The following is a 16,547-nucleotide window of genomic DNA, read 5'->3' on the forward strand; positions in this document are numbered from 1 at the left end:
GACGGTCTCAGCAGATGCGCGGCAATTGCTCGCCTGACAGCCAGTCGACCACGCGTCGTCCGCCGAAGCGGGTTTTCATCTGCACGAAGCCGTGCGTGTCCTCGATCACGCTGCCGATACGCGCCGCGCCCTTGCCGAGCGGATGGGCGCGCATGGCGGCAAGCAATGCGCCCGCATCCTGCTCCGCGCAGATGGCGATCAGTTTTCCTTCGTTGGCGACATAGAGCGGGTCGAGGCCGAGAAATTCGCAGGCCGCCTCCACTTGCGGCAGCACGGGGATCGTTGCCTCGTTCAGCAGCATGCCGACACCGGACTGTTTGGCGATTTCATTGAGCGTGGTGGCGAGGCCGCCGCGCGTGGGATCACGCAACACATGCACACGCGGCATCGCGGCCAGCATGTCGGCGACCAGTCCGTGCAGCGCTGCCGTGTCGGACAGGATCTCGGTCTCGAAGGCCAGCGACTCACGCTTGGACATGATGGCGACGCCATGGCTGCCGATATGCCCGGAGACGAGAATCGCATCGCCCGGCTTGGCGTAGGCGCCGTCGATGTCAATACCGGGCGGTATTACGCCCACGCCGGTGGTGCTGATGAACACGCCGTCGCCCTTGCCACGCTCGACCACCTTGGTGTCGCCGGTCACGACGGGTACGCCGGCGTCGCGCGAAGCCTGTGCCATGGATTCGACAATGCGCTTGAGTTCCGACAGTGCAAAACCTTCCTCCAGGATGAAGCTGGCCGACAGGTAGAGCGGCGTCGCGCCGTTCATCGCGACGTCGTTGACGGTGCCGTGCACCGAGAGGCAGCCGATATCGCCGCCGGGGAAGAACAGCGGCGAGACCACGTGCGCATCGGTGGCCATCACCATGCGCCCTGCCGGCAGTGTCATGCGTGCGCCGTCATTGCCCTGGCGCAGCCATTCATTGTCGAAGGCGGTGACGAACAATTCCTCGATCAGTTGCGCCGATGCGCGACCTCCCGCGCCGTGTCCCATGTCGATGCGTCCATTCTTGAAATCGAGCGGACGGATGTAATTTTTCTTCACTGTTCCATTCATGCAGTCACCACTGGAATATCCTTGAATCGTCCATACGAGTAATGCGCGGCGCAGGCGCCCTCGCTCGACACCATGCACGAACCCATCGGGTTTTCCGGCGTGCAGACGGTGCCGAACAGCTTGCAATCGGTCGGGCCTTTCACGCCGCGCAGGATGGCGCCGCATTCGCAAGCCTTGTTGTCGGCTACCGGCCGATAGGTGAGGCCGAACTTCTTCTCCGCGTCGTAAGCCGCGTAGGCGGGGCGGATGCGCAAGGCGCTGTACGGCACTTCGCCCAGGCCGCGCCATTCGAAGGTGGTGCGCAGCTCGAACACGTCGGACACCAGCGTCTGGGCGGTGAGATTGCCTTCGGTGGTGACGGCGCGCATGAATTCATTCTCGACTTCGCTGCGCCCTTCATTGACCTGGCGCACCAGCATCAGGATCGCCTGGATCACGTCCAATGGTTCGAAGCCGGCGACCACCACCGGTTTGCGGTATTCCTCGGCAAAGTGTTCATACGGGCCGGAGCCGATCACGATACTCACATGCGCCGGGCCGATGAAACCGTCGATCGGCACCGTGCCGTAGTCGCGCACTTCCGGCGATTCGAGGATGTGCGTGATCGCGGACGGCGTCAGCACGTGGCAGCACAGCACGCTGAAGTTCTTCACCTTGCGCGCGGCGGCATCGCGCAGCACCAGCGCGGTCGGTGGCGTGGTGGTTTCGAAACCGATGGCGAAGAAGACGACTTCGCGCTCGGGATTGTCGATCGCCGTTCTCAAGGCATCCGCCGCCGAGTACACCATGCGGATATCCGCGCCGCGCGCCTTGGCCTTGATCAGCGACAGGCCGTCCGACGCCGGCACGCGCATGGTGTCGCCGTAGGTGCAGACGATCGCATTGCGCTCCAGTGCGAGCTGGATGGCGTGGTCGATGCGCCCGATCGGCAGCACGCAGACCGGGCAGCCGGGGCCGTGGATCATGCGCACATTCGGTGGCAGCAGCTCGCTCACGCCATAGCGCGAAATCGCGTGCGTATGGCCGCCGCAGAATTCCATGAAGCTGTAGCGCCGCTCCGGCCTGGCTTCGTCACGGATGCGCGCGGCGATCTTTTGCGCCAGTTCGCCGTCCCGGTATTCAGCGATGTATTTCATTTTTAAAAACCTTGTTGTCCACGGAAAGCACGAAAGACACGGAAAACTTCCTTGAACACTTTCGTGTTTTCCGTGGACAGATTGTTTTCAACGTCATTTGGCCGGCTCCGTCGTCAATGGCAGCGATGAAGCTTGCGCCTTTTCCAATTCATTGAACATGTCCAGCGTGCGCTGCGCCTCTTCCGGATCGACCTTGCCGATCGCATAACCGACGTGCACGATCACGTAGTCGTCGACGGCCACGGCATCGACCAGCGCGGTCGAGATTTCCTTGCGCACGCCGGCCAGATCGATCACTGCGAGCTGGCCCGGTCGCACTTCCACCACGCGTGCGGGTATCGCTAAACACATGCATCCGCTCCTGTTTCAATGAGTTGTTGCGCCGCGACCCAGGCCTGGCCAAGCGCCAACCCTGCATCGCCACAGGACACCTTCTGCGGCAGAAAGACATGCAGTCCGCGACGGTCGAGGTCGGCGCTCAGGCGCGACGTCAGCACGCGATTGAGAAAGCATCCGCCGCCGAGTGCCACGGCGCGCACGTCGTACTGCTTCGCCGCCCGCTCGGCCCACTCGGCGAGCGCGCCGGCGAGCGTGGTGTGAAACAGCGCGGCGCCGTGTGCGATGCTCTTCGCATCGCCGTTATCGGCCAGTGCGAACAGTTGGGTGAACAGAGGCCGCAGATCGAGTACACCCGCGTCATCGATCAAATAGTCGCCTGTGCGTCCCGGCTCGCCGTGTTCGGCAAGATAGGCGGCTGCCAGTTTTTCCAGCGTCAGGCAGGCCTCCGCTTCAAAGGCCTGCCTGACGCTGACATTGAGCGCACCGGCAGCGGCGTCAAACCAGCGTCCGGCACCGGTTGCCAGCGGACAGTTCAGCCCGCGCGTCAGCATGGCTTGCACAGTCTGCGCCGCCGGCATGCCGACCTTTCCGGCGTAACGCGTCGTCACTTCCGCATTGCGCCCCGTCGCATGCAAGACCGATGCCGCCATGCGCCAGGGTTCGCGGGCAGCGACGTCGCCGCCGGGCAAGGCGAGCGCAAGCAGATGCCCCGGCCGCCGCCACTGCGCGCCATCCATCCAGATCAGTTCGCCACCCCAGGCCACGCCGTCGGTGCCGAGGCCGACGCCATCGAGCGCAAGACCGATCATCGGTTCCCGCACGCCGTATTCGGCGGCCACGGCAGCGATGTGCGCGTGATGATGCTGTACGCCGATGGCCGGCACGCCCAGTTCGCCGGCGATGCGCACGGCCAGTTGCGTGCTGAAAAAATCGGGATGAAGGTCGTGCGCGAGCGCATCGACGCGGCCGTCCGCTTGTGCGAGCAAGGTTTCAAGCGACTGTTCCAGCGCGATGCAATTGGCCGGGTCGCCGAGGTCACCGTGCACCGGGGGCCATTGCACGTGCTGTCGATGCAGCAGGCAGGCGGCGTTCTTGAGCCAAGCGCCGCAGGCGAGAATTTTTGTGTCCGATGCCGCTGCTGGCAGATCGAGAGAGACGGTAGTCATAGGGACTCCGCCAATACCCGGCGCTCTTGCGCGATCCAGTCGAGCCAGGCGTCCATGCCCTGGCCGTTGGTGGCCGAGACTTGCAGCACTTCGATGGCCGGGTTGACGCGCCGTGCGTACGCGATGCACTGCTCGAGGTCGAAACGCAAATACGGCAGCAGATCGACCTTGTTCAGGATCATCAATCGCGCGGCGGCGAACATGTCGGGATACTTGAGCGGCTTGTCTTCGCCTTCGGTCACGGACAGGATCGCGACCTTGGCTGCCTCGCCAAGATCCCACATCGCGGGACACACAAGGTTGCCGACGTTTTCGATAAACAGGATGCCGCCCTGCCCTTCATGTCCGCCGTGTCCGTCATGCGCATGCAGCGGCAATCGCGCAAACGCGTTGCCGACCATCTGCGCGTCGAGATGGCAGCCCTTGCCGGTATTGATCTGGATAGCCGGGGCGCCGGTGGCGCGAATGCGGTCGGCGTCGTTGCTGGTCTGCTGGTCGCCTTCGATGACCGCGACCGGCGGGAATTCGCCGCGCTGCCTGATCGCTTCGATGGTCGCGCACAGCAGCGTCGTCTTGCCGGAGCCGGGACTGGAGACGAGATTGAGCGCCAGGATACCGTGATGCGCGAAGTGCTCGCGATTCTGCGCGGCGAAGCGGTTGTTCTTGCCAAGCACATCCTGTTCAAGCTTGATGGTGCGCGACTGGCTGACGCCGGGGATCGATACGCAGGCCGGTCCGTGTCCGAAATGCAGGTCGCCGGTGGCAGCGTCGACTGCAACATGATCATGTTCGTGCGCGTGGTCATGCTCGTGATCATGATGGTGTCCGTGATGATGGCCATGCGGGTGATGATGCAGGCTGCCCGCCGGCTTTTGCACTTGCCGATATGGCAATCCGGTTTCCACCGATGGATCCTGCGCGTTGCCGGTCCCCTTGTTTCCACATCCGCATACGACACACATTGTCTGTCTCCTCGCCGACTCTGCGTCGACTTGTCTTCGTTGAGTTTAATGAGCTTCCACTACCGTGTCCAACCTGGAAAGCAAACTTCCGCTTCGTGTTCCACGCCGAACGGCGAATTGCGCCGATCCACTGGAAACCCGCTTTGCGCCTGCCCTCCAAAACGGCACCTGCGATTGCAGCTGCAGTCATCGTCCGACGTCCGCCGCGCTCTGCTCTCGCGCATCGCCACTGCTCGCTCAGCAAGGCCCAGCCTCGATTTGCCGCGCCCGTGATGAAAAAAATGCGTCGTGGCACAAAAGTTGCGCATCACCATCAGTCCCGTCAGGTGTTCCGTACTTGCAATATTCGTGACAGCCCGTGACGGCGACAGCAGACGACTCGGCAGGGATGCATTGTTGCGCATCGCACCTGTCGTCATTTGTCTTACATATTCCAGTCGATGCGTTTCGAACATCAACGGAGAGGGGAGCGGGATGAACAAGAACAAGCACGGCCGCAAGGAAGATCACGTTGCGGCGGTCGAGAAACGGCTCGGCATTTCGCGCCGCAGTTTTCTGCAGTTATGCACGGCGATGGCATCGACCATGGGCCTGCCCACAGGCGCGGATGCGGCCATCGTACAGGCAGTGGCCAACAAGAAGCGGCCTTCAGTAATCTGGCTGCACTTCCAGGAATGCACCGGCTGCACCGAGTCAATGTTGCGCGCGGAACATCCCACGCTCGAGAAGCTGATCCTCGACGTCATTTCGCTCGATTATCACGAGACACTGTTCGCGGCGGCGGGCCATCAAGCGGAAGCAGCACGGCGCGCGGCGATGAAGGCCAACAAGGGCAAATATCTTCTCGTGGTGGAAGGCGCGATCCCGACCAAGGACAACGGCGTCTATTGCAAGATCGGCGGCCAGACCGCGATCGACATGCTGAAGGAATGCGCGGCCGATGCGGCGGCGGTGATCGCCATCGGCAGTTGCGCTGCCTGGGGCGGCATGCCCTCCACCGGGCCCAATCCAACAGGTGCGTCGAGCGCGGCGCAAGTGCTCGGCAAGCCGGTGGCGAACATTCCGGGCTGCCCGCCGAACCCGTATAACTTCCTGTCGACGGTGGTGCACTTCCTGACCTTCGGCAAATTGCCGGAACTCGATGCCAAGAGCCGTCCGAAGTTCGCCTACTCGCGCCTGGTGCACGACAACTGCGAACGGCGCGCGCACTTCGACGCCGGTCGCTTCGCGATGGAATTCGGCGACGAGGGCCATCGCAAGGGATGGTGCCTGTACAAGCTCGGTTGCAAGGGACCGGAAACGTATGCGAACTGTCCGTCCATCCTGTTCGGCGACGTGGGCAATGCGAGCTGGCCGGTCGGCACCGGCCATCCCTGCATCGGCTGCACCGAGCAAGGCGTGGGCTTCGCGAAACCGATCCATGCGCTGGCCGAGCTCAAGACCAATGTGCCGCCGGTCAGTTATCCGCGCGTCGAGGAAGAAAAGGGCCATGGCGCGACCATGGGCGCTGTCGCGGTCGTTGCGGGTGTTGCCGGCGCGGTCGTCGGCGGCACCGTCGTGATGGCGAAGAATCTCGGCAAGTGCCAGACGGAATGTCCGAGCAAGTCCGCCGGCAAGCCGTCCGCTGACACCGAGAGGACGGAATCATGACCATCGACCGGCGCGATTTCCTGAAGGGCGCGCTGGGTGGCGGAGCATTGCTCGCCACGGCCACTTCGGTGGAGGCCCGCGACAACAAGCCGATGCCGCCGGAAGCGGTCGGCCTGTTGTTCGACAGCACGCTGTGCATCGGTTGTAAGGCCTGCGTCGCGGCATGCAAGGAAGCCAACGGCATGCCTCCGGAATTTTCCACTGAAGACCAGCTCTGGGATACGCCGCTCGACCTGTCCGGCAACACGCTCAACGTGATCAAGCTGTACAAGAACGGCACCGGCGAGAAGAAGGACAGCGTGACCGACGGTTTCGCCTTCAACAAGGCGTCCTGCCTGCACTGCGCGGATCCGTCCTGCGTGTCGGCCTGTCCGGTGAAGGCGATGACGAAAGATCCGGTGACGGGCATCGTCAGTTACAACAAGGATGCCTGCATCGGCTGCCGCTACTGCGTTGCCGCCTGCCCGTTCGGCGTGCCGCGCTTTGAGTACGACAAGGCGATCCCGAAAATCTCCAAGTGCCAGTTGTGCAAGCACCGCATGGCGGAAGGCAAGTATGCCGCCTGCGCGGAAGTGTGCCCGACCGGTGCGGCGCTGTTCGGCAAGGTGCAGGATCTCAAGGCGGAGGCCAAACGCCGGATGGAACTCAAGCCGGGCGTCGAAACCGCTTTCCCCCGAGGCAACCTCAACACGCGCGACCAGTCGCCGCATGTGGCGAAGATCCCGAACTATGTGCAGCATGTCTACGGCGACAAGGAAGTCGGCGGCACGCAGGTGATCCGCCTGTCCGCCGTGCCCTTCGAGAAGCTCGGCATGCCCACGCTTCCCGAACGTTCCTTCGCGGCCAATTCGGAAACCATACAGCACGGCCTGTACAGCGGCATGGTGCTGCCGCTCGCCTTCCTCGGTGTGCTCGGCTTCATTGCGAAGCGCAACGTAAAGGACGACGACAGCCACGACGTCAAGCCGACGGACAAGACACAAGGAGGTTCCGATGTCTGATGCACATCACGCCGCCCCCGCTCCGCTCGGCGGACCGATGGTGACGCCGACCACCGTCACGCTCGCCATCCTGGCGGCGATCGCGGTCGTCATCCTCGGCGTTCGCTTCCTGCACGGCATGGGCGCGGTCAGCAATATCAGCGACGGACAGACCTGGGGCATCTGGGTCGTGTACGACGTCATGATCGGCTCCGCCTTCGCCTGCGGCGGCTACGTCATGGCGATCCTGGTCTATATCTTCAACAAGGGCGAGTACCACCCGATGGTACGGCCGGCGCTGCTGGGCAGCCTGTTCGGCTACACGCTGGCCGGCCTCTCGGCGGCCATCGACCTTGGCCGCTACTGGAATTTCTGGCATGTGTTCTGGCCGGGCTACGCGCAGCTCAATTCGGTGATGCTGGAAGTGGCCTTGTGCGTGTCGGCCTACATCCTCGTGATGTGGATCGAGTTCGCGCCGGCGCTGCTGGAGAAATTTGGCCTCAAGGGAGCGAAGAAAAAGCTGAGCAAGCTGCTGTTCTTCTTCATCGCGCTCGGCGTGGTGTTGCCGACCATGCACCAGTCCTCGCTCGGCGCCATGCTCACGGTGTTCGGCTATCACGTGCATCCGCTGTGGCAAAGCCCGGTCATCTCGCTGCTGTTCCTGATGACCGCCGTGACGACCGGCTTCGCAGTGGTGATCTTCGAATCCTGCCTGTCCTCGTCCGGATTCCGGCGCGCACTGGAAATGGATCTGCTGACCAAACTGTCGCGCCTGATGGTATGGACGGTGGCGGCGTACATCATCATCCGCCTGGCCGATCTGGCGATGCGCGGCGCGTTCGGCTTCATGTTCGAACCCGGACTCAAGGCCTTGATGTTCTGGATCGAGATGATCGCCTTCATCGTGCCAGTGTTCCTGCTGCGCGACGAGAAGCGCCGCCATCAGCCGGCCAAGCTGTTCGTCGCCGCCGTGCTGCTGATGACGGGCGCCTTCCTGCTGCGCATCAACGCCTATATCGTCGGTTACAGCACCGGGCTGGGCTGGAGCTACTTCCCCTCGGTGCCGGAACTCATGGTGAGCATCGGCATCATCGCAATCGAAATCCTGGGCTACATCGTGCTGGTTCGGTATTTGCCGGTCCTGCCTAAAGAATAAGGAGACAAGCATGACAAAGAGAATCACGATCGATCCGATCACCCGGATTGAGGGCCATCTCCGGATCGACTGCGAGGTTGACGGCGGCAAGGTCAAGAAGGCATGGGCGTCCGGCCAGATGTGGCGCGGCGTCGAGCAGATCCTGGTAGGACGCGATCCGCGCGACGCATGGTCGATCACGCAGCGCATTTGCGGCGTCTGCACCACCGTGCATGCGATCACCTCGGTGCGCGCGATCGAGAATGCGCTGAAGATGGAAATCCCGCTCAACGCGCAATATATCCGCAACCTGATCATCACGGCGCACGCGATCCACGACCATATCGTGCACTTCTACCATCTGTCCGCGCTGGACTGGGTGGATGTGACCTCGGCGCTCAAGGGCGATCCGGCGAAGACCGCGCAACTGGCGGAAAGCCTGTCGACCTGGAGCGGCAACAGCAAGCATGAATTCACGAAGGTGAAGGAGCGCCTGTCCGGCTTCGTCGGCACCGGGCAGCTCGGCATCTTCACCAACGGCTACTGGGGCCACCCGGCGATGAAGCTGACGCCGGAAGTGAACCTGCTGGCGACCACGCACTATCTGCAGGCGCTGGATATCCAGCGCAAGGCGAACAAGATCGTGTCCATTCTCGGCGCGAAGACACCGCACATCCAGAACATCGCCGTGGGCGGTGTGTCCAACCCGATCGATTTCGATTCGCAATCCTCGCTGACCATGGAACGCCTGATGGCGGTCAAGGGCTGGATCGACGAGCTGGCCGATTTCGTGAAGAACGTGTATCTGGTCGACGTCGCCGCCATTGGCGCCTTCTATGCCGACTGGACCGGCATCGGCGCCGGCGTCATGGAGTACCTCGCAGTGCCGGACATTCCGCTCGACACCAAGGGCACGCAGTTCGCCATGCCCGGCGGCTACATCCAGGGTGGCGACCTCGCTTCCTTCAGGCAGATCAAGAGCTTCAGCGACCAGTATTTCCGCGACGGCGTCGAGGAGAGCGTCAAGCACGCCTGGTACAAGGGCGGCAAGGGCGCGCTGCATCCGTTCAAGGGCGAGACCGAGCCGCAATACACCGACTTCCAGGACGACGGCAAATACTCCTGGGTCAAGTCGCCGACCTTCTATGGCAAGCCGGCGCAAGTCGGCCCCTTGTCGCGCGTGTTGACCATGGTCGCGGCCAAGCACGAGCCGACCATCAAGTATGTGAACCAGACGCTCGACACGGTCAGCGCACTGGCGAAGACCAAGGTGCCGGTCGCCGCCCTGCACTCCACCATCGGCCGCCACGCGGCGCGCGCGGTGTCGTGCGCGGTGCAGGTCGATATCCTTGCGCAGCAGTGGCAACTGCTGGTCGAGAACATTGCCAAGGGCGACCAGAAGACCTTCAACAAGCCGACCTTCCCGAAAGGCGAAGTCACCGGTGTCGGCTTCCACGAAGCGCCGCGCGGCGCGCTGTCGCACTGGGTCGTTCTGAATGACGGCAAGATCACCAATTATCAATGCGTCGTGCCGACCACCTGGAATGCGGCGCCGCGCAACGAGCACGACGCCATCGGGCCATATGAGGCATCGCTGTTGAACACGCCGGTTGCCGATCCGGAGCGTCCGCTGGAAGTGCTGCGCACGGTGCATTCCTTCGACCCCTGCCTCGCCTGCGCGGTGCATGTGCTCGATGCCGATCAACAGGAAGTGGTGAAAGTACAGGTACTGTAATGCGCATCGTCATCCTCGGCGTCGGCAACATCCTTCTCTCCGACGAAGGTGTCGGCGTGCGCACGGTCGAACGCTTCCAGCGCGAGTACCGCGTGCCGCCCGGTGTTGAGGTGATCGACGGCGGAACCGCCGGCATGGAATTGCTGGAAGACCTCGCCAATGCCACGCACCTGATCATCGTCGATGCGGTGCGCAGCAGGAAAGCGCCGGGCACCATGGTGCGCATCGCCGGCGCCGATGTACCGGTGTTTTTCAAGACCAAGCTGTCGCCGCATCAGGTCGGCCTGTCCGATGTGCTGGCGACGCTGGCGTTCAATGATGAACAACCCGGCGGCGTGACGGTGTTCGGCGTCGAACCGGTGTCGCTCGACACCGGCATGGCGCTCACGCCGCAAGTGGAAGCGCTGTTGCCGGCGCTGACCTCGCATCTGGTCGCCGAGCTGGCCCTGTTCGGCATCGCGGTCGAGTCGATCGCACAAGAGGCCGCCTGATGTGCATGGCCATCCCTTCGCGCATCGTTGCCATCGACGGCGACATGGCAACCGTCGAAGCCTTCGGCCGGCAACGTCATGTGAGCCTGCTCCTGATGCAGCATCCGGTGCGGCTCGGCGACTATCTGCTGATCCAGGCCGGGGGCTTTGCCTACGAATGCGTGGCGCCGGATCGCGCGCTGGAAACACTGGCTATTTTGGACGGGATCGTCGATCATGCGGAAAATTGATCGCGACCTCTGACTGAATTGCCTATTGCACCGTGAGCCTGGAAGGGAAAATCCGCATCAAGCTGGACTGGGACGGCAGGCACGTCACAGCCGCCGCGCTGCAGCCGCGCCCGCTCGTTCCCGTCCAGACACTTCTGCACGGCAAGCGCCCCGAGCACGCATTGCAAATCATCCCCATGCTCTTCAGCCTGTGCGGCAAGGCGCAATCCGCTGCCGCGGCGACGGCATTGCAGGCTGCACGCGATGCGACGTCGCGCGTTCCGGCGTGGCGCGAACGCGCGGTTGCTGCTGAAGCCCTGCAGGAATTGCTGTGGCGCTTGCTGATCGACCTGCCGCGCCTGATGGATTTGCCCACCGATACACCGTCGCTGGCACGTTTCCGGCAGCGTCTGACAGCGTGCTGTGATGCCGATGATGACGAGCGGACATCGCAAGCCGATCTGGCGCAGCTCGAAGCCGATGTCCGCCGGACGCTTCTCGGCCATGTCACCTTGGGCAATGTCCGAACCGTGAGGGAGTTGCTGCAATGCCTGCGAGAGGCCAACACCACCACGGCGTCGATCTTGCTGCAATGCCGGCGACTGGAAACCGGTCGCCCCGCCGATGACGTCCCGCTGATGCCGCATGCAGAACGGAATGGCGTGCTGGAGGAGCTGATGCCGGTCATGACGGAGGCGGATTATTCGACCTGCCCGCACTGGAGCGGCCGGGCAATGGAAACCGGCTCCCTGGCGCGTATGCAGCATCACCCTCTGCTGGCAGCGCTGCTGCAAGACGAGGGGCGATCCCTGTTTGCCCGTCTGCTGGCGCGACTGTGCGAGATCGATGCGCTGTTCGCGCATCTGCACGCGCCGGACGACTCAGGCAGCGCATGGGTTCAGGGCGCAGCGCCGGCGGAAGGAATCGGCCTGGCCTGGGTGCAGAATGCGCGCGGTCTCTTGCTACATCGTGCCGTGCTCGACCCGGCAGGACACATTCACGACTACCGTATCGTCGCCCCCACCGAATGGAATTTCCATCCGCAAGGCGTCTGTACCTGCACCCTGACCGGCATGGCCGCGCCCAGCGAGAGCGCGCTGCGTCGCCAGGTCGAATTACTGGTCCAGTCGCTGGACCCCTGCGTATCCCATGAAGTCGAGGTTCACCATGCATGAAATGTCGCTCGCGGAAGGCGTACTTCAGGTCATCGAAGACAGCGCCCGCGTCAATGGCTTCACCCGCGTGAAGACGGTGTGGCTGGAAATCGGCGCACTGGCCGGCGTGGAAGTGGAAGCAATGCGCTTTTGCTTCGATACCGTGATCAAGGACACGCTGGCCGACGGCACGCAGCTGGAGATCATCGAAACCGAAGGACAGGGATGGTGCATGTCGTGCAACAAGACCGTTCCGATCAGCCAGCGCTACGACCCCTGCCCCGATTGCGGCGGCTACCAGGTGCAGGCGACCGGCGGCATGGAATTGAAGGTCAGGGAACTGGAAGTCGAATAGGAGATTGCTCCGCCGTCTGGCTGATGCGCCGTGCCAGCGCATAAGCGGCAAGGATGAGCGCCAGCACCAAGGCGCCGAAGAGCAGCTCCTTGCCATCGGCCCAGGCTTCAAACACATCGGAAGCCAGTTTCGACACGCCGAGCCCGGCCACCAGCAGCGCGCTGGCGGCGACCAGCAGAGAGAACAGGCGGCTGGCGTTCTGCACGAAGCGTTCGCTGCGCCGGATCAGGCTCGCGACCACCCATCCGTTGAGCGTGTCGGTCAGAATCATGCCGCCCACGAAGCACAGCGCGAGCACCAGCGTCGCGCTCATTCCGTCATGGCGGCTTCCGGCGAGGCCGAACCATGCAGCCAGCGACATTGCATCAAAGGACACGGCAAACAAGGCGCCGACCAGGATGCTGCCGAAGAAACCTTGCGGCAAGGGCAAGCGCGCAATCAGGCGTGCCAGCGGCGACGCAACCGGCATGCTGCGTTCCGCGCGCATGACATTGCACAGGTTGACGATGCCGATCGAGCCGAGGAAGACGATGGAGATCCACGCACCGAGCGGCTCCAGCCACTGCGGCATCTGGCCGACGCCGGCCCGCACGCATATCCATGCCGCGCCCAGCACCGTCATTCCGTGCCCGAGCGAGAACAGCAATCCCGCGCTGCGTGCCAGACGCGTGTGTCCGCGCCGCGACTGCAGCCGCGCCAGGCCGTCGATGCTGGCGAGATGATCCGCATCGAAGCCGTGTTTCAGCCCGAATAGCAAGGCGAAGGCCATCAGGCTGCTGAACGCGAGTGAAGCTTCCGGCATGCGTGTCTCCGTGTATGCGTGAGATTTTTTTGGTTCCCATACAAGAAACGTGCCACTAAACTTCATCTCGGCTCAGCTTGCAGCGCACGGCGGTGAGGCACGTAATTCGCGGCAAATAGGGGCATGAACGAGTTACATGCTCCGGGCCGGGCCGGGTGAGACGGACAGCGGGCTTGCATCTGGCATCCAGGCTGCAAACCTCGCTTCCAGCGGCCCTGTTTCACACTCCTGTCAGGCAGCCGCTTTGGCGGAAGGCGTCCGCTCCAGAATGATCTTCTTCAGCTCCGGCACGCAGGACCCGCAATTCATCCCGCACTTCAGCTTTTGCTGCACGCTGGCCAGCACCGCATTCGGCGTGCCGGCATTGATCCAGTCCTGCTTTGCCAGCGCATCCCCGATCTCGCTTTCGGCAACGTTGAAGCAATTGCAAACGATCTTGCCGCGCGCCTTGAAGCCCTGCGGCGCCTTGGTGGACGGCATCAGCAGCAGGCGTCCAAGCGCGGCGACCGGCTGCTCGCTCTCCAGGTATTCCTTCAGCCAGCGCTCGGCCGAGATATCGCCGGACAAGGACACCGCCGCCAGCTTGCCATCGCGCACGAGCATATGCCGCGCATTGCCGCGCTTGACATCGTCGTAGCGCAGCACATCGGCGCCCGCGATGCCGAAGCCCGCCTCAATGTCCCTGACCAGTTGCGGCGCGGCCGGATAATCATCGGCGGCGCGAAACAGCACGCCCACCTTGTCGCGTCCGAACAGGGTGCAGGAGGCATAGGCAAACTGCCGCATGGCCGGCCGCAGCACGGATTGCAGCGATGCGACCTGCGAGGGCGCTATCCATCCGAATGCCAGGAAGCGCCACGGCAGTTCGGCTTTCAGGATCTTCACCGCCGCATGCTTGAGTTCCGGCTGCCTGGAACTCGGGCAAAGCGCCGGCAAGGTCAAGGCATTCACGCCGTAGGTGCCGTCGCCGTCGCGGCCGCGTCCGGACACGAATTCCTCGCCCCAGTGCATGCCGATGAACGCCTGCCCCGGCCGCATGTCGTCGCTGGCGGCAGCCGGCAGAATCTGCGAGCCGCGCTTGCTGGTGACATGCACCAGGTCGCCGCTGGCGATCATGCGCCTGTCCATGTCTGCCTGCGCCATCAGCACCGCCGGTTCGGGCGCGTGCGCAAAGAGTTGCGCCACCGTGCCGGTGCGGCTCATGCCGTGCCACTGGTCGCGCAGGCGGCCGGTGTTCAGGCGGAACGGGAAACGCGCATCGACCGCCTCGGCCACCGGCCGGTACACGGTGTCGACGAACTTCGCGCGGCCGCTGGCCCTCGGAAAGATGCCGTCTTCATAGAGACGCTTCCTGCCTGTCGATGCACCTTCGGGAAAGGGCCATTGCTGCGGCCCCTGCTCTTCCAGAATCTGGTACGACAGGCCGGTGATGTCGAGATCGCGCCCGCGCGTCGATTCGCGATGTTCGTTCCAGATCTCTTCGACTGTGGTATAGGGGAAGAGGGTCTTGTCCTTGCCCATCAGTTTTTCGAGGCGATGCGCGAAATCGATGACGATCTCCCAGTCGTGGCGCGTCTGCGCCGGCTTGGGCAACACCGGCTTGAAACGCGTAATGCGGCGCTCCGAGTTGGTGACCGTGCCTTCCTTTTCGCTCCAGGTGGTCGCCGGCAGCAACACGTCGGCGTAATCCACCGTGGCGGTCGTCTTATACGCCTCCTGCACGATCACCAGTTCGGCATGCTTCAGTGCCTCGCGCACCAGCTTCTGCTCGGGCAGCGATTGGGCCGGGTTGGTGCAGGCGATCCAGACGATCCTGATCTCGCGCGAACGCAGCGCCTCAAACATTTCAACGGCGGTCTTTCCCGGCGTGGCGGGCACCTCGTCCACGCCCCACAATGTGGCCACTTGCGCGCGATGCTCGGGATTACCCAGGTCACGATGCGCGGAAAGCAGGTTGGCCATTCCGCCGACTTCGCGCCCGCCCATCGCATTCGGCTGCCCCGTCAGCGAAAACGGGCCGGCACCAGGCTTGCCGATCTGGTGCGTCGCCAGGTGCAGGTTGATCAGGGCCACGTTCTTCGCGGTGCCGTGCGAGGACTGGTTCAGCCCCTGGCAGTACAGCGAAAGCGCAGCCTTCGATGCGCCGAACCAGCGCGCCGCCGTGATCAGATCTTCCTCGCTGATGCCGCAGGTCTCCGCCACGAATTTCGGCGTGTAGTCGCGGACCGTGCGTTTCAGTTCGGCGAAACCTTCGGTACGCGCTTCGATGTACGCGTTGTCGATCAGGTCTTCCCACAAGCAGATATGCAGCATGCCGTTGAACAGCGCGACGTCGGTGCCGGGCAGAATCGGAAGAAACAGATCGGCATCGCGCGCGGTGTCGGTGCGACGCGGATCGGCGACGATCATCTTCATGCGCGGATTCTTCCTGCGCGCGTCTTCGATGCGGCGATAAAGAATCGGATGCGCGTAAGCGGTATTGGAGCCGACGATGAAGATCAGCTCCGCATGATCGATATCCTCGTAGCACGCCGGCGGCGCATCGGCGCCGAGCGCCTGCTTGTAGCCGGCGACGGCGCTCGACATGCACAGGCGCGAATTGGTGTCGATATTGTTGGTGCCGATCAGCCCCTTCGACAGTTTGTTGAAGACGTAATAGTCTTCGGTCAGCAATTGGCCGGAGATATAGAAGCCGACACTGTCGGGCCCGTGCTCGCGAATCGTGGCGGCGAATTTCTTCGCAATGAAATCCAGCGTGGCATTCCATGAGGCGCGTTCACGCGGCGCTTCCCGCGTGACGCGCATCTCCGGATGCAGCGCCCGCGCCTGCATCTGCACCAGCGGGTCGGCGCTCAGGTGCAGCGTGCCGCCCTTGGTGCACAGCCGCCCGAAGTTGGCCGGATGGTCCGGGTCGCCCCGCACGCCGACCACCTTCTCGCCGTCGCTCTGGACGATGACGCCGCAGCCCACCCCGCAATAGCAGCAAGTCGCTTTCGATTCGCGCAATACAGTCATGCGGCCTTGGCCTCGATCGCCAGCGTGTTCAATTCGTCGAGGTCGAGAAAGACCTTGCCGCCCTCGACCTTGACGCTGAATTTCTGCGTGCATCCTTCGTCCGGCGCGGTCGCGCAACCCGATTCCAGCTGGATGTTCCAGTTGTGCAACGGGCAGGCGACGCGCTCGCCGAAGACGATGCCTTGCGACAGCGGGCCGCCCTTGTGCGGGCAGCGGTCGAGCAGCGCGAAGATCTTGTCTTCGCTGCTGCGGAAGATCGCGACGTCCGGTTTCGCACTGCGCGTGACGACGCGCGCACCGAGCACCGGCACATCGTTGACATTGCAGACGGCTTTCCATTGTTTCGACATGGTGTTCC

The 16,547-nt window shown here is 63.3% G+C and carries 16 protein-coding genes; 8 read left to right on the plus strand and 8 right to left on the minus strand.

Going from position 1 to position 16,547, the window contains the following annotated elements:
* Positions 1 to 7 precede the first annotated feature (7 nt).
* From hypE to hypB, 5 genes are all read right to left on the minus strand, one after another.
* A complete protein-coding gene (hypE, locus tag VJ651_RS00530) occupies positions 8 to 1,060 on the minus strand; it encodes a hydrogenase expression/formation protein HypE (protein ID WP_324105548.1) in 1,053 nt (350 codons plus the stop codon).
* Positions 1,057 to 2,196: a hydrogenase formation protein HypD gene (gene hypD, locus VJ651_RS00535; RefSeq protein WP_324105549.1), complete on the minus strand. Its 1,140-nt coding sequence runs from the start codon at positions 2,194 to 2,196 to the stop codon at positions 1,057 to 1,059. Before hypD ends, hypE begins: the two co-directional genes overlap by 4 nt.
* Before the next feature lie 93 nt (positions 2,197 to 2,289).
* Positions 2,290 to 2,547 (minus strand): HypC/HybG/HupF family hydrogenase formation chaperone, encoded by a 258-nt coding sequence (locus VJ651_RS00540; protein ID WP_324105550.1) that lies wholly within the window; start codon positions 2,545 to 2,547, stop codon positions 2,290 to 2,292.
* Positions 2,538 to 3,701, minus strand: coding sequence for a carbamoyltransferase HypF (locus VJ651_RS00545; protein ID WP_324105551.1), 1,164 nt, complete (start codon positions 3,699 to 3,701; stop codon positions 2,538 to 2,540). The genes VJ651_RS00540 and VJ651_RS00545 overlap by 10 nt, the downstream gene beginning before the upstream one ends.
* Entirely contained in the window at positions 3,698 to 4,663 is a 966-nt protein-coding gene (hypB, locus tag VJ651_RS00550) for a hydrogenase nickel incorporation protein HypB (protein WP_324105552.1), read from the minus strand. Before hypB ends, VJ651_RS00545 begins: the two co-directional genes overlap by 4 nt.
* A 474-nt stretch (positions 4,664 to 5,137) precedes the next feature.
* Here hypB and VJ651_RS00555 point away from each other — a divergent pair, with 474 nt between their 5' ends.
* The 8 genes from VJ651_RS00555 to hypA are packed head-to-tail and all read left to right on the plus strand — an operon-like array spanning position 5,138 to position 12,372.
* On the plus strand, positions 5,138 to 6,313 hold the full coding sequence (locus VJ651_RS00555) for a hydrogenase small subunit (protein WP_324105553.1): 1,176 nt from the start codon (positions 5,138 to 5,140) through the stop codon (positions 6,311 to 6,313).
* Entirely contained in the window at positions 6,310 to 7,314 is a 1,005-nt protein-coding gene (gene hybA / locus VJ651_RS00560) for a hydrogenase 2 operon protein HybA (protein ID WP_324105554.1), read from the plus strand. Before VJ651_RS00555 ends, hybA begins: the two co-directional genes overlap by 4 nt.
* Positions 7,307 to 8,449 (plus strand): Ni/Fe-hydrogenase cytochrome b subunit, encoded by a 1,143-nt coding sequence (hybB, locus tag VJ651_RS00565; RefSeq protein WP_324105555.1) that lies wholly within the window; start codon positions 7,307 to 7,309, stop codon positions 8,447 to 8,449. The genes hybA and hybB overlap by 8 nt, the downstream gene beginning before the upstream one ends.
* A 10-nt stretch (positions 8,450 to 8,459) precedes the next feature.
* A complete protein-coding gene (locus VJ651_RS00570) occupies positions 8,460 to 10,163 on the plus strand; it encodes a nickel-dependent hydrogenase large subunit (protein ID WP_324105556.1) in 1,704 nt (567 codons plus the stop codon).
* Entirely contained in the window at positions 10,163 to 10,654 is a 492-nt protein-coding gene (locus tag VJ651_RS00575; protein ID WP_324105557.1) for a HyaD/HybD family hydrogenase maturation endopeptidase, read from the plus strand. Before VJ651_RS00570 ends, VJ651_RS00575 begins: the two co-directional genes overlap by 1 nt.
* Before the next feature lie 5 nt (positions 10,655 to 10,659).
* Complete coding sequence (locus tag VJ651_RS00580; protein WP_324105558.1) at positions 10,660 to 10,884, plus strand: HypC/HybG/HupF family hydrogenase formation chaperone; 225 nt, start codon at positions 10,660 to 10,662, stop codon at positions 10,882 to 10,884.
* 32 nt (positions 10,885 to 10,916) lie between these two features.
* The gene (locus VJ651_RS00585) at positions 10,917 to 12,038 is read left to right on the plus strand and encodes a hypothetical protein (protein ID WP_324105559.1); all 1,122 of its coding nucleotides are present in this window, start codon (positions 10,917 to 10,919) and stop codon (positions 12,036 to 12,038) included.
* Positions 12,031 to 12,372 (plus strand): hydrogenase maturation nickel metallochaperone HypA, encoded by a 342-nt coding sequence (gene hypA, locus VJ651_RS00590; RefSeq protein WP_324105560.1) that lies wholly within the window; start codon positions 12,031 to 12,033, stop codon positions 12,370 to 12,372. Before VJ651_RS00585 ends, hypA begins: the two co-directional genes overlap by 8 nt.
* Here hypA and VJ651_RS00595 read toward each other — a convergent pair.
* From VJ651_RS00595 to nirD, 3 genes are all read right to left on the minus strand, one after another.
* Positions 12,350 to 13,174, minus strand: coding sequence for a nickel transporter (locus VJ651_RS00595; RefSeq protein WP_324105561.1), 825 nt, complete (start codon positions 13,172 to 13,174; stop codon positions 12,350 to 12,352). The genes hypA and VJ651_RS00595 overlap by 23 nt on opposite strands.
* A 231-nt stretch (positions 13,175 to 13,405) precedes the next feature.
* Positions 13,406 to 16,189 carry a molybdopterin-dependent oxidoreductase gene (locus tag VJ651_RS00600; RefSeq protein ID WP_324105562.1) on the minus strand — a complete coding sequence of 928 codons (2,784 nt, stop codon included), beginning with the start codon at positions 16,187 to 16,189 and terminating at the stop codon, positions 13,406 to 13,408.
* A complete protein-coding gene (nirD, locus tag VJ651_RS00605; protein WP_324105563.1) occupies positions 16,186 to 16,539 on the minus strand; it encodes a nitrite reductase small subunit NirD in 354 nt (117 codons plus the stop codon). The genes VJ651_RS00600 and nirD overlap by 4 nt, the downstream gene beginning before the upstream one ends.
* Positions 16,540 to 16,547: the final 8 nt, after the last annotated feature.

Origin of the sequence: Noviherbaspirillum sp. (assembly GCF_035254865.1) — a bacterium.
GTDB lineage: Bacteria > Pseudomonadota > Gammaproteobacteria > Burkholderiales > Burkholderiaceae_D > Noviherbaspirillum.